The 19071-nt window shown below is 36.4% G+C and carries 18 protein-coding genes and 1 pseudogene; 17 read left to right on the forward strand and 2 right to left on the reverse strand.

Going from position 1 to position 19071, the window contains the following annotated elements:
- The first annotated feature begins 13 nt into the window (after positions 1 to 13).
- Both BAQ49_RS05605 and BAQ49_RS05610 read left to right on the forward strand, forming a co-directional pair.
- Positions 14 to 1210: an ABC transporter permease gene (locus BAQ49_RS05605; protein ID WP_071744522.1), complete on the forward strand. Its 1197-nt coding sequence runs from the start codon at positions 14 to 16 to the stop codon at positions 1208 to 1210.
- A gap of 11 nt (positions 1211 to 1221) precedes the next feature.
- Positions 1222 to 2355 carry an ABC transporter permease gene (locus tag BAQ49_RS05610; RefSeq protein ID WP_071744523.1) on the forward strand — a complete coding sequence of 378 codons (1134 nt, stop codon included), beginning with the start codon at positions 1222 to 1224 and terminating at the stop codon, positions 2353 to 2355.
- A gap of 15 nt (positions 2356 to 2370) precedes the next feature.
- On the opposite strand, the gene BAQ49_RS05615 is transcribed toward BAQ49_RS05610, so the two are convergent.
- Complete coding sequence (locus BAQ49_RS05615) at positions 2371 to 2568, reverse strand: hypothetical protein (protein ID WP_002115459.1); 198 nt, start codon at positions 2566 to 2568, stop codon at positions 2371 to 2373.
- Between the two features lie 235 nt (positions 2569 to 2803).
- Here BAQ49_RS05615 and BAQ49_RS05620 point away from each other — a divergent pair.
- The 6 genes and pseudogenes from BAQ49_RS05620 (at position 2804) to BAQ49_RS05645 (ending at position 10422) form a co-directional block, all read left to right on the forward strand.
- Positions 2804 to 4506: pseudogene (locus BAQ49_RS05620) on the forward strand (ABC transporter substrate-binding protein).
- Positions 4507 to 4745: 239 nt separating this feature from the next.
- Entirely contained in the window at positions 4746 to 6473 is a 1728-nt protein-coding gene (locus BAQ49_RS05625) for an ABC transporter substrate-binding protein (RefSeq protein ID WP_071744524.1), read from the forward strand.
- A 103-nt stretch (positions 6474 to 6576) separates the two neighbouring features.
- Complete coding sequence (locus tag BAQ49_RS05630) at positions 6577 to 7533, forward strand: ABC transporter permease (RefSeq protein WP_071744525.1); 957 nt, start codon at positions 6577 to 6579, stop codon at positions 7531 to 7533.
- Positions 7534 to 7545: 12 nt separating this feature from the next.
- Positions 7546 to 8469, forward strand: coding sequence for an oligopeptide ABC transporter permease (gene opp4C, locus BAQ49_RS05635; protein ID WP_071744526.1), 924 nt, complete (start codon positions 7546 to 7548; stop codon positions 8467 to 8469).
- Positions 8470 to 8479: 10 nt separating this feature from the next.
- Positions 8480 to 9460, forward strand: a complete 981-nt coding sequence (locus BAQ49_RS05640; protein ID WP_071744527.1) for an ABC transporter ATP-binding protein — start codon at positions 8480 to 8482, stop codon at positions 9458 to 9460.
- Positions 9457 to 10422, forward strand: coding sequence for an ABC transporter ATP-binding protein (locus BAQ49_RS05645; RefSeq protein ID WP_071744528.1), 966 nt, complete (start codon positions 9457 to 9459; stop codon positions 10420 to 10422). The genes BAQ49_RS05640 and BAQ49_RS05645 overlap by 4 nt, the downstream gene beginning before the upstream one ends.
- Before the next feature lie 37 nt (positions 10423 to 10459).
- On the opposite strand, the gene BAQ49_RS05650 is transcribed toward BAQ49_RS05645, so the two are convergent.
- The gene (locus BAQ49_RS05650; RefSeq protein ID WP_071744529.1) at positions 10460 to 11332 is read right to left on the reverse strand and encodes a Cof-type HAD-IIB family hydrolase; all 873 of its coding nucleotides are present in this window, start codon (positions 11330 to 11332) and stop codon (positions 10460 to 10462) included.
- A gap of 465 nt (positions 11333 to 11797) precedes the next feature.
- Here BAQ49_RS05650 and BAQ49_RS05655 point away from each other — a divergent pair, with 465 nt between their 5' ends.
- From BAQ49_RS05655 to BAQ49_RS05695, 9 genes are all read left to right on the forward strand, one after another.
- A complete protein-coding gene (locus tag BAQ49_RS05655; protein WP_002009865.1) occupies positions 11798 to 11917 on the forward strand; it encodes a DUF3948 family protein in 120 nt (39 codons plus the stop codon).
- Between the two features lie 43 nt (positions 11918 to 11960).
- Positions 11961 to 12071: a DUF3948 family protein gene (locus tag BAQ49_RS05660; RefSeq protein ID WP_001058532.1), complete on the forward strand. Its 111-nt coding sequence runs from the start codon at positions 11961 to 11963 to the stop codon at positions 12069 to 12071.
- A gap of 41 nt (positions 12072 to 12112) precedes the next feature.
- Positions 12113 to 12223, forward strand: coding sequence for a DUF3948 family protein (locus BAQ49_RS05665; protein ID WP_001058532.1), 111 nt, complete (start codon positions 12113 to 12115; stop codon positions 12221 to 12223).
- A gap of 43 nt (positions 12224 to 12266) precedes the next feature.
- Complete coding sequence (locus tag BAQ49_RS05670) at positions 12267 to 12377, forward strand: DUF3948 family protein (protein WP_002113412.1); 111 nt, start codon at positions 12267 to 12269, stop codon at positions 12375 to 12377.
- Between the two features lie 309 nt (positions 12378 to 12686).
- Positions 12687 to 13805 (forward strand): 4-hydroxyphenylpyruvate dioxygenase, encoded by a 1119-nt coding sequence (gene hppD, locus BAQ49_RS05675; protein WP_071744531.1) that lies wholly within the window; start codon positions 12687 to 12689, stop codon positions 13803 to 13805.
- Positions 13806 to 13871: 66 nt separating this feature from the next.
- The gene (locus tag BAQ49_RS05680; protein WP_071744532.1) at positions 13872 to 14828 is read left to right on the forward strand and encodes a fumarylacetoacetate hydrolase family protein; all 957 of its coding nucleotides are present in this window, start codon (positions 13872 to 13874) and stop codon (positions 14826 to 14828) included.
- The gene (locus BAQ49_RS05685) at positions 14794 to 15966 is read left to right on the forward strand and encodes a homogentisate 1,2-dioxygenase (protein WP_071744533.1); all 1173 of its coding nucleotides are present in this window, start codon (positions 14794 to 14796) and stop codon (positions 15964 to 15966) included. Before BAQ49_RS05680 ends, BAQ49_RS05685 begins: the two co-directional genes overlap by 35 nt.
- A gap of 229 nt (positions 15967 to 16195) precedes the next feature.
- A complete protein-coding gene (gene bcaP / locus BAQ49_RS05690; RefSeq protein ID WP_071744534.1) occupies positions 16196 to 17611 on the forward strand; it encodes a branched-chain amino acid transporter BcaP in 1416 nt (471 codons plus the stop codon).
- A gap of 108 nt (positions 17612 to 17719) precedes the next feature.
- Complete coding sequence (locus tag BAQ49_RS05695) at positions 17720 to 18994, forward strand: MDR family MFS transporter (RefSeq protein ID WP_071744535.1); 1275 nt, start codon at positions 17720 to 17722, stop codon at positions 18992 to 18994.
- Positions 18995 to 19071 lie beyond the last annotated feature (77 nt).

Here is a 19071-nt window from a genome sequence, read left to right on the forward strand (position 1 = left end):
AGGTTAGTGCGAAATGAAAAGTTTCATTATTGCATGGAAAGATTTAAAAATCCGTTTAATCGACCGCCGCGGATTTATGATGATGTTAATTATGCCGCTTTTATTAACAGCGATTTTAGGTTCAGCGTTAAGTAATGTATTTGATAGTGGTGGATTACCGAAAACAATAATTGGCTATTATCAAGGGGGAACGGATGAGTTTGCAGATGTCTTTCAAAAAGATGTATTGCAATCTAAAGAAATAAAAGATGATGTGAAAGTAAAGGTAGTTAATTCTCAGGAAGAGCTTGAAGATATGTTAAAGGAAAAGAAAATCGATGTAGGAATTGTCATCCCAAATAAATGGAGCGAACAAATACAAGATGGAAAATTAAAAGAACCAAAGGTGCTTATAGACCCATCAAAAGATATACAAGCGAAAATTGCCGAATCAATGATCCGCTCTTTTTCAGAACGTGTTCAAACAGTCGCAGTATCTACTAAAAGTGTTGTAACAGAATTAGTAAAATCCCAGCAGGGTGATGTGGCACAAGTTGCAAAAGAGGTAAGTGGAAATCTACAGACGGTAGCAACTGCAAGTGCGAATCATATCGAAAAAGGAACAGTTGGTAAAAAAACAGTTGCAGCGATGCAATATTATGCAGCAGCGATGTTAGTCATGTTTTTACTATATAACATAACAGTAGGTGCGAAGTCAGTTGTAACAGAGCAACGAACCGAAACGTTGGCGCGGTTGTTCAGTACACCGACGAGTTCATTTTCGATTTTATTCGGGAAATTTTTAGGTACATTACTATTTGCCTGTATACAATTTGGAATGTTTATAGTTGCTACACACTTTATGTTTCATGTGGAATGGGGCGAAGACGTGTCTCAAATAGTAGTGTTGGGGGTTTCGTATGCAATTTGTGTTTCTGGTTTATCCATGCTAATTGCAGCCTTTATTCGTGAGGAAAAAACGGCAGATTTAATGGGGGGAATCGGCATTCAAATATTAGCTATATTAGGTGGATCAATGTTACCGATTTACGTATTTCCCGATACGCTTCAAACAGTTGCGAATATTGTTCCAAATAAATGGGCACTTACAAGCTTCTTAAATATTATGTCGGGAACATCTTGGGATGTGCTACTCCCTATTATTTTAAGTTTATGTAGTGCAGGAATTATCTCCGTTATGATTGGAACGTTACGTTTACGTACGAGATAGGAGGGGAAATGATGAAAAAGGTTTGGGCACTTTGTTGGCTAGAATTAAAACAAATCTTAATTAAGCCACAAAGCTATATACTCATGTTTGGAATGCCTATTATTTTTACACTTATTTTCGGTGGAAGTGGGAATGAGAAAGTAAATATTAGTTTAGTGGATAAAGATGGTTCTGTATTATCTAGCAAGTATTATGAGGAAATAAAGAAAAGTGATTTAATTTCTATAGAGAAGGTAACATATGAGGAAGGGAAACAGAGGATCGAAAACAAGAAATCATCTGGTATAATCATCGTTTCAAAAGATTTTCAAAAGAGTATGCTAGATGGAAAAATAGAAAATATTCAATTTCAAGCCAGTGCTGATTTTACGGGTGGAACTTCTGTAGGGCAAGTATTAGCAAGTGCATTAAAAAAGATGGAGATAGAAGTTAGTGCGGCAAGAGATTTTGAGAAGAAAAGTAACACTTCGTGGGAAACGATGTATGAAACAATTTATACAAAAGTAAATCCTGTTTCGATTCAAAAAGAATCGATTTTACATGATGATCAAAAGTTAAATAACGTTACAGGTCGAGCTGCAGGTTTTTCAATTCTATTCGTCATGATTGTCATGTTAAGTGCGACGGGAACTATTTTGAAAGCTAGACAACTTGGTGTTTGGTCTCGTTTATTAGGGACACCAGTTTCAAAAGTTCAAATGCTAGCAGGTTATATCCTTTCCTTCTTTTTAATAGGGTGGATTCAATTTGGTGTTTTAATGATATTAACGCATTCATTATTTGATGTGCAGTGGGGAAATTTATTAGGGGTTATTACACTCGTTTCAGTATTGTTATTAGCCGTCATTGGTCTAGCTTTATTATTGGCAAGTATCGTAAAAACAACAGAACAGCAGTCCGCACTAGGTAATATCGTTGTAATTTCAACATGTATGATTAGTGGTCTTTATTGGCCGGTTGAAATTGAACCAGCTTGGATGCAAACAGCGGCAAATTTTGTTCCGCAAACTTGGGCGATGCGTGGCTTTACGGAGTTAATTGTAAGGGGAGGCACATTAGCAGATATAGGAGGATATATTGGTATACTCATTTTATTTGCAGGAGTATTTTTCGTAATTGGTTTAACAAGAATACGTTACGACTGAAAAAAGAAAGCAGAGTTACAGCTTTACGCGCTGAACTCTGCTTTCTTTTTGTGTGGTATCTTCCCTCGTTGAAATTATAATAGCGATCCCGAGCATAATAAAAAAAGCTAAAAAGAGGACGAACTTTGGGAAGAACGGGAATAGTAATAACGCCCCGACTATTATGATTGTTAATAGCACATAGTGCAGGACATATTGGAATAGGTTGTCCATATTTTCGCCCCCTTTTTGGTAGTTGATTGTTATTATTCTATGCGTGGCTATTAGGTAATAGAAGGTGTTTTTTGTTTTTTTGAGAGAAAACAATTGGTAAGGATTGACATACCTATTGAAAAGGAATAATCTTGAAATCAATTCATACTATTTTTATAGGTAAAATAAAGATAGTTACAGAAAGGAGCGTTATGTTCCCTCTTAATTAAAAAACAGGAAAGTAAGGGTGAGAATTATGCGAAAGGCTTTGAAAGGGTTACTTGCTACATTCCTTAGTACATCGGTTTTATTAGCAGGATGCGCTCAAGAAGAGAAAAGTACAAATGAAGCAGCAAAGATGCCGAAAGTAAAAGATGAGTTTATTAAGGGAGTGACAAAGCAAAAAGTCCAGCAAAGGCAAAAGAAAGAAAAGATACTTTTGTAATTGGAATGCCGAGCCCTGGCGGGATATTCCTTCCGCATTTTATGGAGAATGGGTGGGATGGTAATATAACGCAAGCTATATTTGCGCCTCTTGTTGGATTGGATAAGGAAGGAAAACCAATTCCCATTTTGGCGAAGAAGTGGGATATTTCGGAGGATCAGCTTACATATACGTTCCACTTGAAAGATGATTTGAAGTTTAGTGATGGTGCGCCGTTAACTGCAGATGATGTAGCATTTACATTAACGTTACTACATGACCCGGCATATAGCGGAGCAACTGATATAAGTCAAACCGCAATAAAGGGTGGGCAAGCATATAAAGAAGGAAAGGCAACAGTTATTGAAGGCATTCAAGTAGTTAATCCGAAAACAATTACGATTACAACTGAAAAGGTAAATGCCCAAACATTGTCGTTAATTGGTGGAGAAGTGATTTCAAAAGCTTATTACGGTAAAGAGTATAAGCGAGGGAATTTAGAGTACTTAAAAGAGTTATACGGAAAACCGATGGGAGCAGGAGCGTATAAACTAGATAAATATATTCCAGGTCAAGAAGTTCGTTTTGTAGCAAATGAAAATTATTTTGAAGGTAAACCGAAGATTGGGCACTTTATTTATAAAATTACAAAAGGTGATACGAATTTGCAACAATTTCAAGCGGGAGAAGTAGATTATGATGGTTTCACGACAAGTGCGGAAACGATTGAGCAATTAAAAGAGCTAGGTTTCGCTAATATTAATGTGTATATAGGAAGTTCTTACGGCTATATTAAAATGAATTATAAGAAGCCCTACTTTAAAGATAAACGTGTACGCCAAGCGTTTATTTACGGATTAGAGCGCCAAAAAGTAATTGATACGTATTTCCAAGGTTATGCTTCACTCGTCAATGTACCAATTACACCAGTCTCTTGGGCGTATACAGAAGAAGGGATCAATAAATACGAATATAATTTAGAAAAAGCAAAGAAATTACTTGATGAAGCAGGGTGGAAAGCTGGGGCAGATGGTATTCGGGAAAAAGATGGCCAGAAATTGAAGGTAAGTTATTTTGCTTCTTCTGCAAGTAAAATCAACGATGTGATGATCCCCGTTATGAAAGAGGATTATAAAAAGATTGGGGTAGATTTCAATCCTGAATACATGGACTTTAATACGATGATTTCCAAGGTAATTAAAGGAGATTATGATTTAGCGATGGTCTCCACACCGATGATTGATGATCCGAGCGGAACAATTGAGGAGTTTGTTTCGACAAGTAAGCGTAATTATGATGGATATTATAATCCGAAGGTAGATGAATTAGCTAAGCAGGCACTAGAAACATTGGATACTGAAAAACGAAAAGAAATCTATAAAAAATTATATCAAGAGTTAAGTGAGGATCCACCTGTTATCTTCTTAAACAATAGTAAAGTCGTGTCTGCACATAATGCACGAATTCAAGGATTACAAGAAGATAACTATAATGGTATTTTGTTAAGTTTACCTAAATTGAATATTGCTCAATAATTTTTGGAGAATTCTCGAAATATTTATATAGAAATAATTGACAAAATATACTGAAAGATATAAGCTAATAACCATAAAGTCTACCGGAAAGGTCGGAATAAGATTGTTACCCCTCAAAAACATCTTTTTTTACGTTCAAAACCGACTTTTCCGATTGGCTATAAATGTTGCTGTGGGAGGCATACATAAGGCAAGCAGTTCATAAAGTGTAATTATTAAAAAAAGTTAGGGTGGGGACAATGAAGAAAAAGACAAAAAAATGGGCTGGTGTATTTTCAGTATTATTGAGTAGTTCGTTTGTGTTATCTGCTTGCGGGGGACAGGAAGATACGGCTTCTACAGAACCAGTTAAACAGCAAGATTTAAAAAATATAAAAATCGAAAAGATTGCTGCTACAGATAAGACGAAAGTACCCGATAAAGCAAAAAATCGAAAAGACACGTTAGTTGTTGGGATTAGTAAACCGGGTGGTGTCTTTTTACCATACTTCCAGCAAAATGGTTGGGATGGAAATGTAACCTCTGTCATTTTTGCGTCGCTTGTATCGACAGATAAACAAGGAAAGCCAACTCCAGAATTAGCTGAGAAGTGGGATGTTTCTTCTGATCAGTTAACATATACATTCCATTTACGTAAAGATTTAAAATTTAGTGATGGTTCGCCATTAACAGCGGATGATGTAGCGTTCACATTGACGCTTTTACATGATAAGGCATATGAAGGAGAAATAGACATCTCTCAATATGCTGTTAAAGGTGGTAAAGAATATAAAGAAGGAAAAGCAACTTCTATTGAAGGAATTCAAGTTGTTGATCCACAGACAATTAAAATTACGACTGAAAAAGTTAATTCGCAGACACTAACTGCTTTAGGTGGACCGGTGTTATCAAAAGCGTATTATGGAAAAGACTATAAACAAAATACAAGTTTAGATTATTTAAAAGAGTTATATGGAAAACCGATAGCTGCGGGGCCATATAAATTTGAAAAGTATATTCCAGGTCAAGAAGTTCGTTTTGTAGCAAACGAAAATTATTATGCAGGTAAGCCGAAAATTCCAAACTTCATTTATAAAATTACTGCTGGTGATACAAAACTCCAATTGTTCCAAACAGGCGAAGTTGACTATACTGGCCTAGGTACTGGTGATGAAATTCTTGAACAGGCGAAAGGTTTACAATTCGCGAACATTCAAATCGAAACAGCTGCATCATTTAACTATATTTATATGAATAATAATAAGCCGTACTTAAAAGATAAAAAGGTTCGCCAAGCACTTATTTACGGGTTAGATCGTAAAAAATATGTTGATACAGCATTGAAAGGATACGGTACGGTAGCTAATGTACCAATTCATCCAACTTCTTGGGCTTATACAGAAGAAGGAGTTAATAAATATGAATACGACAAAGAAAAAGCGAAAAAATTATTAGATGAAGCAGGATGGAAAGTTGGTTCGGATGGAGTTCGTGAAAAAGATGGTCAAAAATTAAAGCTTTCTTATTTCGGCCCAAGTTCGGCTAAAGATAGTGATTTATTAATTCCAATTGCAAAAGAGAATTATAAAGAGATAGGTGTAGAATTTAATCCTGAATTTATGGACTTTAATACTATGCTTTCGAAGGTAAATAAAGGTGATTATGATTTAGCTTCTGTTGCTACACCGATTACAACTGATCCGAGTGAAACTGCAGGTGAATATTTATCTGGTGTTAATAAGGAGAGTCTTGGTTATAAAAATGCAAAAGTTGATGAGTTAATTAAAAAAGGTATTGAGACAGTTGATATTGAGAAACGTAAACCTATTTACAAAGAATTGTATAAAGAATTAAGTGATGACCCACCAGTAATTCTATTAAACTACCGTAGAACAATTACAGGATACAACGGGAATATAAAAGGAATTGACCCTGAAAAATACAATAGTATTAGTTCAAACTTACCAGTATTATCTATTGAAAAATAACGATAAGAATGTATAAGTAGAAGACATTTTTTCATTCGGCAAGTAGTGTGCCGTTTTGAAAAAATGTTCTTCTATTTTAAGCATAAGATTGGAGAGAAAAAGGGTGAAAACATATATCATTCGTAGGGTGTTACAAATGATTCCTACACTGTTGGGTACGTCAGTTATTATCTTTTTTTTGTTCGCGCTTCTTCCAGGTGACTATATTGATTCAAATCCAAAGATTACACCGCAAAGAGCTGAGGAACTTAGAGAGCTATATGGTTTAAATAAACCAATTGTTGAGCGTTACTTTCATTGGTTAGGTAATGCATTGCAGGGTGACTTTGGTTTTTCACTTCAATATCAAGAACCTGTAACATCATTATTAAATAAATTCATATGGAATTCGTTTATTGTTGCGATCATTGCATTGTTCTTTATTTGGCTAATTGCACTTATTATCGGTGTGTTTTCAGCGACAAAGCAACATTCTTTATTCGATAAGCTTGTAACAATTGGTGTATTTGCAGCGATGTCATTCCCTTCATTCTTTATCGGTTTGTTTTTAATTAAAGTGTTTGCGGTTGACTTTAAGCTATTACCGATAGGCGGGATGATTGATGTTGGAAGTAATTCGACGGGGCTTGCTTACGTAATAGAAGTTGCAAAGCATATGGTTTTACCCGTGTTTATTTTGACTCTTCTTGGAGTTGGCTCATTAACTCGTTATTTTAGAACGAGTATGTTAGAAGTTGTACGGCAAGATTACATTCGAACGGCTAGAGCAAAAGGTTTAAAGGAAAAGACTGTTATTTATAAACATGCACTAAAAAATGCAATTTTGCCGGCTATTACATTGCTTGCATTTGAATTACCAGGATTGTTTTCAGGAGCAATTATTATAGAACAAATTTTCAATTGGCCGGGTATTGGTAATATTCAATTAGAAGCACTTAATTTTCGTGATTATACGGTATTAATGGCATTTACGATGTTTCTTTCTTGTTTGACAATTGTTTCAAACTTTTTTGCGGATGTTGTATATGCAGTTGTTGATCCACGTATTCGGTTGAAGTAAGGGGGGGAAGAGATGGAAACTGTTACAGCAATTACAGAGAAAAAAGCAAAGAAGAAAAGACGGAATGAATCATCGCCATGGAGGCAAGCTTTTAAAAGGATAAAGAAAAATAAAATGGCACTTATAGGATTTTACGCATTAGTTTTTATGTTTTTATTTTGTTTTATCGGTCCATTCTTTTCGCCGTATGCATCAGGGAAAATACAAGTTACGCTAATTAACAAACCACCTAGTTTTTCTCATTGGCTTGGTACAGATCAATTAGGAAGGGATATTTTAACGAGGCTTATGCAAGCCGGACGGATTTCATTAACAATCGGCTTAGCTTCAATGGTGTTATCCGTTATACTAGGTGCTTTATTAGGAGCGATTGCAGGTTTTTACCGTGGCATCGTCGACAATATTATAATGCGTCTTGCTGATATTTTAATGTCGATGCCAGGATTACCATTGCTTATTATAATGGGAGCTATTTTATCAGAATGGAAAGTACCATCTGATTATCGTCTTTATGTCATTATGATCATTTTAAGTTTAGTAGGTTGGCCAGGACTTGCACGCCTCGTGCGAGGTCAAATTTTATCGCTACGAGAACAATCGTTTATGCAAGCTGCTGATGTGCTTGGGATAAACGATTACCGGAAAATAGTATATCATTTAATACCGAATGTTCTGCCGATATTAATTGTTGTATCAACATTAGGTGTTGCGGGTTCTATTTTAGGAGAGTCTGCACTAAGTTACTTAGGTCTTGGCGTTGTCCCGCCTACACCATCATGGGGAAATATGATTAGTGCAGCAAACTCATTAATCGATTTCCAAAAACGCCCGTGGTTATGGATACCGCCTGGTTTTGCAATCTTTATAACAGTTGTATCAATTAATGTACTTGGCGATGCACTTCGTGATGCATTAGATCCAAAGATGAAGCGGTAGGTGAGGAAGCATGAGTAAAGCAGTGGTAGAGCTAAAGGATTTACAAACACATTTTCAGACGGAAGAAGGTACAGTAAAGGCTGTCAATCATGTTAGCTTTTCAGTTCGAGAAGGTGAAACAGTTTGTGTAGTAGGCGAATCAGGTTGCGGGAAAAGTGTAACGGCTTTATCTATTATGGGACTTATTGCTGAATCCGGCGGTATTGTCGGTGGTGACATTCTTTATGAAGGAAAAAGTCTTTTAGGAATGAAAGAGAAAGAGCTTCGAAGTTTGCGAGGTAATGACATTGCGATGATTTTCCAAGAACCGATGACATCGCTAAATCCTGTCTTCACCGTAGGCGAACAAATTGTAGAAACGTTAAGGGAGCATGAGCTACTTAGTAAAAACGAAGCATACAAAAAGGCAATTGAATTAATTCGTAAAGTTGGTATAGCTCGCGCTGATGAAATTGTCCATTCTTATCCACATGAACTAAGTGGTGGTATGTTACAACGCATTATGATTGCTGTTGCACTTAGTTGTAATCCAAAGTTATTAATTGCAGATGAACCGACAACAGCTCTTGATGTTACGATTCAAGCTCAAATATTAGATTTACTAAGACAAGTAAAAGAGGAATTTAAAACATCGATTTTATTAATTACACATGATCTAGGTGTTGTAGCGGAAATGGCCGATTATGTTGTCGTTATGTATGGTGGAAAAGTTATTGAAGAGGCACCGGTACTAGAAATCTTTCAAAACCCAAAACATCCATATACGCAAGGGCTGCTAAAATCAAAACCAGTAATGGGGCAACGAACAGATAAACTTTATTCTATTCCAGGGCAAGTTCCTAATTTGGTTGGCTTAGATGAGTTTTGCTACTTTAGTGGTCGCTGTGAACATTGCATGGAAATATGCAAAAATGAAGCGCCAAATCTTAATGTGCATGACGAAGATCATAAAGTAGCTTGTTGGTTATATGAGGAGCGTGCTGGGCAATGAGTGAACCATTATTAGAAGTGAAGAACTTAAAAACGTATTTTCCGATTAAGGGCGGCGTATTTAGTAGAACGATTGGACATGTGAAAGCGGTAGATGGGGTAAGCTTTACAATTGATAAAGGAGAAGTGTTTGGCCTAGTAGGAGAGTCTGGAAGTGGGAAGACGACGATAGGTAAAACAATTCTCCGTCTCGTTCAAAAAACAGAAGGTGAAGTGAAGTTTAAAGGTCAAGATGTTCATGCTTTATCAAAAGAGGAGCTGAGAAAGCACCGTCCTAATATGCAGCTCGTGTTCCAAGATCCATTTAGCTCATTAAATCCTAGAATGAGAATTGGAGAAGCACTTGGTGAGCCAATGTTGGCTCATGGGCTAGCGACGAAGGAAAATGTTCGTGAAAAGGTGATAGAAGTATTGGAGTTATGTGGTTTAGCTCCATATCATATTGACCGATATCCTCATGAGTTTTCTGGTGGACAACGTCAGCGTATCGTTATCGCAAGAGCTATGGTATTAGATCCAGAATTTATTGTGGCTGATGAGCCTGTTGCGGCATTAGATGTATCTATTCAAGCGCAAATCATTAATTTGTTTAGTGAATTACAGGAGAAAAAGGGATTATCCTATTTATTCATTTCACATGATTTAAGTGTAGTGGAGCATTTATGTACAAAAATTGGGATTATGTATTTAGGTACGATCGTGGAGACGGCACCGCGTGATGAGTTATTTGCGAATCCACTTCACCCGTATACAAAAGCTTTGTTATCGGCTGTACCAATACCAGATCCAACAGTGAAGCGAGAGCGAATTATACTAGAGGGTGATATTCCAAGTCCAGCGAATCCACCTTCAGGTTGTCGTTTTCATACACGTTGTCCGTTTGCGACAGATGTTTGTAAAAAAACAGTACCAGAATTTCGTAATGTTGGTGAAGAGCACTTTGTTGCTTGTCATCATGTATAAAAGAAAAGGACTCTTTCAAATTGAAAGAGTCCTTTTCTTATTTACTAGATGAAGTTTGTTTCAATACAAATTGCTCGATTGCATGAGCAACACCATGCTCATTGTTTGTTAATGTTACAACGTCACATAGTTTTTTTACATCTTCTTCGGCATTTCCCATTGCAACTGATAAGCCAGCTACTTGTAACATTGGCACATCATTAAAGTTATCGCCGATTGCAACAGTATCTTCAATTGGTATATTGAAATAAGCTGCCATTTCTTGTAGGCCGTTCCCTTTATGACCATGCTTATCCATAATTTCTACATTAGTAGGAGCTGATGCGGTAACCGAAATGTCCGTATCTTCTTGTAAAGTTTGCAATAGCTGCGAACGATGGGCAGCATTAAATGTCAAAATAAAGAATTTAGATATTTCTAATTCTGGATTATTCACAACATCTTCTATTTTTTGGAAATCAGTAATTAAGTTAGACTTCTTTTGTTTTTCTGTAATTCTTTCAAGTTCCTCAAGTGTAACATCTAGTGTATGTTTGTTTTCCTCGAACGCCTGCATGACTTGACCTTGCCATGTATAAGGAGAATAAACCCCTTTATTTGTGTACAACTTATATGGGAAACCTTCAGATTCTAGTAATTTTGCAAGCTTGTATACTTTATCATTTTGTAAACAACGCGAGTTAATTACTTTTCCGTCCACATAAACAATTGCCCCATTGCTTGCTCCAACTGGAAGAGATAGTTTATATTCTTCCAATAATTTCAAAGCATCCTCTTTCGCGCGGCCAGAACAAATCATTACAATATGACCAGCTTCTTTTGCGGTTTGGATAGCTTGTAAGTTCTCTTTGGAGATTTCAAGATTAGATGATAGTAGTGTACCATCCATATCTAGTGCGATTAATTTCAAAATGACCACCTCTTTGTTTCCATTATACATAGTTATATAGAGGAAACATATAAACTTATCTTGGAAAGATAGTATTTTATCCCGCATTAATTGCCAGTAAAAGCCCGATTGGTGAAGGGGAATAATTAGTAGGGAATGGAACTCTCGCTAATTAAAGTTTCACTTTGTTTTGTAACAAAATAGAGATGAATAATATTATATTTCGCTTTATGACCGTAATATTACACTAGTGTTACAAGTGCGGACGTAGTGGAAAACGCATTAAAACAAGGTTTTTGAGTGTTTATTTGAAAAAACGTAAAAAAAGTGTAATAAAGTTTACGTAATTATATTGCAACGTAATAATAGTTATGTTACATTAATGTTACAAACGTTACGTAATTAATTTTAATGTAACGTTAACATAAAAAGTATGAACTAATCATTTCTTAGAAATTACATATAGATAACGTATAAAAAAGGAGAATGAATGATATGAACAACGAGCAAGTATTAAACGTAACAAAAGGTGACTTCTTAGGATCAGCAAGCGGAGCAGTAGTATTAACAGCATTAATCGTATTTCTTTCAAGCGTATTAGTATAATAAAAATTTTGTAACAAAAACAAAAGAAGGGAGAATGGAAATTATGAACAACGAGCAAGTATTAAATGTAACAAAAGGTGACTTCTTAGGATCAGCAAGCGGAGCAGTAGTATTAACAGCATTAATCGTATTTCTTTCAAGCGTATTAGTATAATAGAAGTTTTGTAACAAAAAAGAGAAGGGAGAATGGAAATTATGAACAACGAGCAAGTATTAAATGTAACAAAAGGTGACTTCTTAGGATCAGCAAGCGGAGCAGTAGTATTAACAGCATTAATCGTATTTCTTTCAAGCGTATTAGTATAATAAAAATTTTGTAACAAAAACAAAAGAAGGGAGAATGAGGAATATGAACAAGGAACAAGTATTACAAGTAACAAAAATGGATATTTTAGTATCAGCAGGTGGAGCAGCAGTGTTAACAGCGTTTATTATATTCCTTACAAATGTATTAGTATGAGACATATAAATACAATCATCCAAAACAAATAAAGACTCTAGCATATTAGTAAGTAGTTAATATGTTGGGGTCTTTTTTGTTTTCTTCTATATATCCCTCCAAGTATTAATAGTTCCCCTTTACTTTAAAGAGAAAAAAGTCGAATTTTATATGTAAGAAAAAAAGAGGAATTTGACAGAAAAGATAGAAAATTTTAAAGGTCAGAATTTGTTAGCTTGCTAACTAATTTCTATTAACGAATGTTGGAAGCGTTTTCGGTTAGGTTTAATTATGGACCATTTAATCTATTTACAGGGGGATGAGGAATTTATGAAACAAAAATCTATGGATACGCTAGCTGCACAAATGGAGGACTTTTTTCCGGTACGCGATGTAGATCATTTGGAATTTTACGTAGGGAATGCAAAGCAATCAAGTTATTATCTTGCGAGAGCATTTGGATTCAAAATTGTAGCTTATTCTGGATTAGAAACAGGAAACCGTGAAAAGGTATCTTATGTTCTTGTGCAAAAAAATATGCGTTTTGTTGTGTCTGGAGCTTTAAGTAGCGATAGCCGTATTGCAGAGTTTGTAAAGACTCATGGTGATGGGGTGAAAGATGTGGCTTTACTTGTTGATGACGTTGATAAAGCCTACTCTGAAGCGGTGAAGCGTGGCGCTGTTGCGATTGCTCCACCTGAGGAGTTAACAGATGAGGACGGTACATTGAAAAAAGCGGTTATTGGTACGTATGGTGATACAATTCACACGCTTGTAGAGCGTAAAAATTATAAAGGAACATTTATGCCAGGATTCCAAAAGGTTGAGTTTAATATTCCATTTGAAGAGTCTGGTTTAATTGCTGTAGACCATGTAGTTGGTAACGTTGAGAAAATGGAAGAGTGGGTTAGTTATTACGAGAATGTTATGGGCTTTAAACAAATGATCCATTTCGACGATGATGATATTAGTACAGAGTATTCGGCGTTAATGTCAAAAGTTATGACGAATGGAAGTCGTATTAAGTTCCCTATTAACGAACCAGCAGATGGAAAGAGAAAATCACAAATTCAAGAATATCTTGAATTCTATAATGGAGCGGGTGTACAGCATCTTGCTTTATTAACAAGTGACATTGTGAAAACAATTGAAGTACTTCGTGCAAATGGCGTTGAGTTTTTAGATACGCCGGATACGTATTACGATGAGTTAACTGCGCGAGTGGGGAAAATTGATGAAGAAATTGATAAATTAAAAGAATTAAAGATTTTAGTAGATCGTGATGATGAAGGTTACTTACTGCAAATCTTTACGAAACCAATTGTAGATCGTCCAACTTTATTTATTGAGATTATCCAACGTAAAGGTTCTCGTGGATTTGGTGAAGGGAACTTTAAAGCGTTATTCGAATCAATTGAAAGAGAACAAGAGCGCCGCGGGAACTTATAGAATTTGTATCCACCAGCAAGAGGTCCTTTGCTGGTGGAAATTTCATTTTCATAGGGAGGAATCATGATGAAATTTGTTACATTCCGTCTCCCTTCAAAGGAAATGCGAGCTGGATGGCTTGAAGGTGACAAAGTAATCGATATGAATCTTGCTAGTGATGGAAAATTACCTTCTTCAATGTTCGCCTTTTTAGAGAAAGCGGATGAGTATGTAGAAGTAGTACGTAATATTAAGAATCCGGAAAAGGGTATATATTCCTTAGGGGAAGTACAACTCGCTGCGGCTATTCCTAATCCGAGTAGCATTCGAGATTTTTATGCATTTGAGCAGCATGTAAAAACAGCCCGCGGACGAAGAGGGTTAGATGTTGTACCTGAATGGTATGATATCCCGGTTTTTTATTTTACTAACCACCGTGCTGTTATTGGACCAGATGATTTTGTTACTGGGCCGAAGAAGTCTCAAAAGCTTGATTATGAGTTAGAGATTGCTTGCGTAATTGGGAAAGAAGGACGAAACATTTCTCGTGAGCAAGCAGAGGAATATATTTTTGGTTACTGCATTATGAACGACTGGAGTGCAAGGGACTTACAAGCAACAGAAATGAAAGTAGGACTCGGCCCAGCAAAAGGAAAAGATTTTGCAACTTCATTAGGAGCGTATATCGTTACGAAAGAGGAATTAGACGTTTATCGTAACGGTGATCGTTATGATTTAGAGATGACTGCTCATGTAAATGGAAAGATATTATCAAAGGGAAATTTCCAAGATATTTATTATACATTCGCTGAAATGATTGAACGTGCTTCGGAAGACGTTACGTTATATCCAGGAGATGTGATCGGTTCTGGGACAGTAGGAACAGGATGTATTTTAGAACTTGGTACAGAAGAATGGCTACAAGATGGAGATGTTGTAGAGCTGTCGATTACTGGTTTAGGTACGTTACGTAATACGGTCAAAAAAGACATGAAAGCAGGTGATGGGCATGTTTTATCGTCACATGGGGGAGCTACCTCATAAACGACATGTACAATTTCGTAAAAAAGATGGATCGCTTTATCGTGAGCAGGTAATGGGGACAAAAGGTTTCTCTGGTACCCAGTCTATTTTGTATCATCATTATATGCCAACAGAAGTAGGGCATGCGGCATTATCGCATTCTTGTCAGTTACAGTATGAAGAGGATGTTGCTCTCGCTCATCGCCACTTCCGTACGAAAGAAAATAAAAAAACAGGTGATGCAGTAAGCGGAAGAAACTTTATGCTTGGGAATGAGGATTTATTAATTGGAGTAGTGACTCCAACAGAAAAAATGGATTATTTTTACCGTAATGGTGATGGCGATGAAATGTTATTTGTTCATTATGGAACAGGAAAAATTGAAACGATGTTTGGAACGATTCACTATAGAAAAGGTGATTATGTAACAATTCCAATTGGAACGATTTATCGTGTTATTCCAGATGAGGGGGAGACTAAGTTTCTTGTTGTAGAGGCAAATAGCCAAATTACAACACCAAGTCGCTATCGCAATGAATATGGGCAATTGTTAGAACATAGTCCGTTTTGTGAAAGAGATATGCGTGGACCGGAGAAATTGGAGACATATGATGAAAAAGGTGAGTTTGTCGTAATGACAAAGTCGAGAGGTTATATGCATAAGCATGTTTTAGGGCACCATCCGTTAGATGTTGTTGGATGGGATGGTTATTTATATCCGTGGGTCTTTAATGTGGAGGATTTTGAACCAATTACAGGTCGTATTCATCAGCCACCACCAGTACATCAAACATTCGAAGGGCATAATTTCGTCATTTGCTCTTTCGTACCGCGTTTATACGATTATCATCCAGAATCTATTCCGGCACCATATTATCATAGTAATGTGAATAGTGATGAAGTGCTGTACTATGTAGAAGGTAACTTTATGAGCCGAAAAGGTGTAGAAGAAGGTTCTATTACCCTTCATCCAAGCGGGATCCCGCATGGGCCACATCCAGGGAAAACAGAAGCGAGTATAGGAAAGAAAGAGACACTTGAACTGGCTGTTATGATAGATACATTCCGTCCGCTTCGTATTGTAAAACAAGCACATGAGACGGAAGATGAAAAATATATGTATAGCTGGATTGAAGAGGGTTCATATACTGTGAAATAAGTAAAAAGAGGCATGCTCACTAAGGGAGCATGCCTCTTTTATGGAATCGACATGTATAATAATACCAAAAAAATATAGAAAGATATATAGAAAGAATGATAAAGATGGTGCATATTCAGAAGAATTTCTACTTATTTCGACAAAAGTATTGACTGGAAAAAGTGTTATGAGTAAAATGAAAAAGCAAATTAAAAATTTTCAGAAAATTTAAAACTTGGAGGAGCATGCTATGAAGCAAATTTTTCAAAAGAAGCCTCTTGCAAAGTTAATGCAAGAAAGTAAGCAAAAGACGTTAGCAAGAACACTGGGCGCATTGGATTTAACTATGCTTGGAATTGGGGCAATTGTTGGAACAGGTATTTTTGTTTTAACGGGCGTGGTAGCAGCGAAACATTCTGGACCAGCTATTATATTATCGTTTGCGATAGCCGCGTTAGCCTGTGCATTTGCTGCATTTTGTTACGCTGAATTTGCTTCTTCAGTTCCTGTCTCGGGCAGTGTGTATACGTATACGTACGCGACGATGGGGGAAGTATTCGCATTTTTAATTGGATGGGATTTAATGCTTGAGTATTTACTAGCTACCTCTGCTGTAGCAAATGGGTGGTCCGCCTATTTTCAATCTTTATTAAAGGGATTTGGGATCCATATTCCTACCATTCTCTCCTCGGCCCCTGGTACAGGAAAGGGTGGAATAATTGATTTACCCGCAGTTCTCATTATTTTAGTGATGACGGTTCTTTTATCTAGAGGTGTTCGTGAAAGTGCACGTATAAATAATATTATGGTATTTATTAAATTAGCAGTTGTTCTTATTTTTATCTTTGCTGGTTTTAATTATGTGAAGCCCGAAAACTGGACGCCTTTTATGCCATTTGGTTTAGATGGTGTAATGGCTGGAGCAGCTACAGTTTTCTTCGCATTCATAGGATTTGATGCAGTCTCAACAGCTGCAGAAGAAGTGAAACGTCCACAACGTGATTTACCAATCGGCATTATCGCATCGTTATTAATTTGTACTGTTCTTTATATCGTTGTTTCACTTATTTTGACAGGAATTGTTCCATACGGACAGCTAAATATATCAGATCCAGTTGCTTTCGCACTTCAATTTATTGGACAAGATAGTTTGGCGGGAGTGATATCAGTAGGAGCAATTACAGGAATTACAACTGTAATGTTAGTTATGATGTATGGGCAAGTTCGTGTTTCATATGCAATGAGTCGTGATGGATTATTGCCGAAGCGTCTTGCTAAAGTTCATCCGAAATTTAAAACACCATTTTTAAATACATGGACAACAGGTATTATCGCAGCACTTATTTCAGGATTAATAGATTTAAATGTTTTAGCACACCTTGTAAATATGGGAACTTTGTCAGCCTTTGCACTTGTAGCTGTTGCTGTCATTGTGATGAGAAGAACTCATCCTGATTTACCAAGGTCGTTTAAGGCGCCGCTCGTACCATTTTTACCAGCGTTAACGGTAATTTTTTGTTTATACTTAATGCTTCAGTTATCCGGCACAGCTTGGATTAGTTTTGGTGTATGGATGGTTATCGGTATAGCAGTTTACTTTTTATATAGCCGAAAGCATAGTGCCCTAAATAATAGTAAAAAAGAAGAAGATGTAGCAAATTTATAAGTGGAAAAATCCATTCTAATTCTGTTAGAATGGATTTTTTAATTTGAAAATTTACATTTTTCTGAATTTATTATAAGATAATTGTTGGTTAATTAAGGGGGTGGAAGTATGAAAAATACATGGCGTGAGTTAAGGGAGATGGATCGTAACGTATGGATTCGATTTATCGGTGAGACATTGAACGGAATTGCGATGATGATGTTAATGCCTTTTTTTGCACTATATTTAAAAGATAAGGTAGATTCTTTATTACAAGTTGGAATCATTATGGCGCTTTCTCCAATAGCTGCGAGTTTTGGCTCGCTTATAGGCGGAAGAATTGCCGATATATATGGAAGAAAGCCAATTATGATATTTTCGATGGCGAGTAATGCATTACTAATGCTCGGTTTTTTATTTATAGAAGGGTTTATTCCATATGCCATTTTATCTATTTTTTTAGGATTAAGTAATTCGCTATTTCACCCAGCGGCATCGGCGATGGTTGCAGATGTGACGGCGCCAGAAAAAAGAACAGAAGCATATGGTTTATTGCGAATGGGACACAATATTGGTGCTGCAATTGGACCGATAATGGGAGCATCAGTAGTTGTTTTATCAAAGAACCTCGTGTTTATTATTGCTTCATCCGCTATGTTGTTTTATGCACTACTAGTGTTAGTACTTATTAAAGAAACAATGCCAAAAATTACTGATATGACGGAAAAAAATAAAGAGAATGACTCTGGAGCAGTTTGGAAAATTTTGATGAGAGATAAGGCGTTAATGATTTATTTGTTAGCGGGGATCATTATTTCTATGGGGTTCTCTCAAACAGAAGGCATGTTGCCGCTGCACTTTGATAACGAAATGAAGGATATTTTTGGAGTCAACAACCCATACCCATATTTAATGGCATTAAATGGTCTATTAGTTGTTTTATTTCAATTTCAAATTTCAAAATGGGCGACAGATAAACCTGTCGGAAAGACGATGTTATACGGTGCGTGTTTGTTCGGAATTGGTTTGTTTTTTATAGGGTGGTTACCGAAGTGGTTTGGAGAGTTTGATACAAATGCTACAATTATTTTAATGACGTTAATGTTTGTTTATGCCATATATACGTTAGGCGAGATGATTATGTCGCCTGTACAGATGACGTTTGTAGCGAATTTGGCCCCTGAGCATTTGAGGGGAACCTATATGGGGGCGGCGAGTTTGCAGTGGATTACAGGAAGTGCATTCGGTCCACTTCTTGGTGGTTTTCTATTGGATCGTTTGCTTGGTCACTACTTATTTACGATTTTAAGTGTAGGGTGTGTAGTTGCAGGCTTTGTATATGTTTCTTTAGATCGTCTTATTGAGCAGAGGCAAAAAGATACGCTTAAAAAACAGTCTTCTTAATAAAATGAAACTTTAATCAGTTTTTTTTCATTCTCCACAAATGGTAGGATAATATAGATGACATACACAAAAAGTGG

This window comes from Bacillus proteolyticus, assembly GCF_001884065.1.
GTDB lineage: Bacteria > Bacillota > Bacilli > Bacillales > Bacillaceae_G > Bacillus_A > Bacillus_A proteolyticus.

Coding starts and splice junctions, on each gene's coding strand:
- BAQ49_RS05605 (WP_071744522.1), top strand. CDS start 14: ATGAAAAGTTTCATTATTGCATGGAAAGATTTAAAAATCCGTTTAATC.
- BAQ49_RS05610 (WP_071744523.1), top strand. CDS start 1,222: ATGAAAAAGGTTTGGGCACTTTGTTGGCTAGAATTAAAACAAATCTTA.
- BAQ49_RS05615 (WP_002115459.1), bottom strand. CDS start 2,568: ATGGACAACCTATTCCAATATGTCCTGCACTATGTGCTATTAACAATC.
- BAQ49_RS05625 (WP_071744524.1), top strand. CDS start 4,746: ATGAAGAAAAAGACAAAAAAATGGGCTGGTGTATTTTCAGTATTATTG.
- opp4C (WP_071744526.1), top strand. CDS start 7,546: ATGGAAACTGTTACAGCAATTACAGAGAAAAAAGCAAAGAAGAAAAGA.
- BAQ49_RS05640 (WP_071744527.1), top strand. CDS start 8,480: ATGAGTAAAGCAGTGGTAGAGCTAAAGGATTTACAAACACATTTTCAG.
- BAQ49_RS05645 (WP_071744528.1), top strand. CDS start 9,457: ATGAGTGAACCATTATTAGAAGTGAAGAACTTAAAAACGTATTTTCCG.
- BAQ49_RS05655 (WP_002009865.1), top strand. CDS start 11,798: ATGAATGATATGAACAACGAGCAAGTATTAAACGTAACAAAAGGTGAC.
- BAQ49_RS05660 (WP_001058532.1), top strand. CDS start 11,961: ATGAACAACGAGCAAGTATTAAATGTAACAAAAGGTGACTTCTTAGGA.
- BAQ49_RS05665 (WP_001058532.1), top strand. CDS start 12,113: ATGAACAACGAGCAAGTATTAAATGTAACAAAAGGTGACTTCTTAGGA.
- BAQ49_RS05670 (WP_002113412.1), top strand. CDS start 12,267: ATGAACAAGGAACAAGTATTACAAGTAACAAAAATGGATATTTTAGTA.
- hppD (WP_071744531.1), top strand. CDS start 12,687: ATGAAACAAAAATCTATGGATACGCTAGCTGCACAAATGGAGGACTTT.
- BAQ49_RS05680 (WP_071744532.1), top strand. CDS start 13,872: ATGAAATTTGTTACATTCCGTCTCCCTTCAAAGGAAATGCGAGCTGGA.
- BAQ49_RS05685 (WP_071744533.1), top strand. CDS start 14,794: ATGTTTTATCGTCACATGGGGGAGCTACCTCATAAACGACATGTACAA.
- bcaP (WP_071744534.1), top strand. CDS start 16,196: ATGAAGCAAATTTTTCAAAAGAAGCCTCTTGCAAAGTTAATGCAAGAA.
- BAQ49_RS05695 (WP_071744535.1), top strand. CDS start 17,720: ATGAAAAATACATGGCGTGAGTTAAGGGAGATGGATCGTAACGTATGG.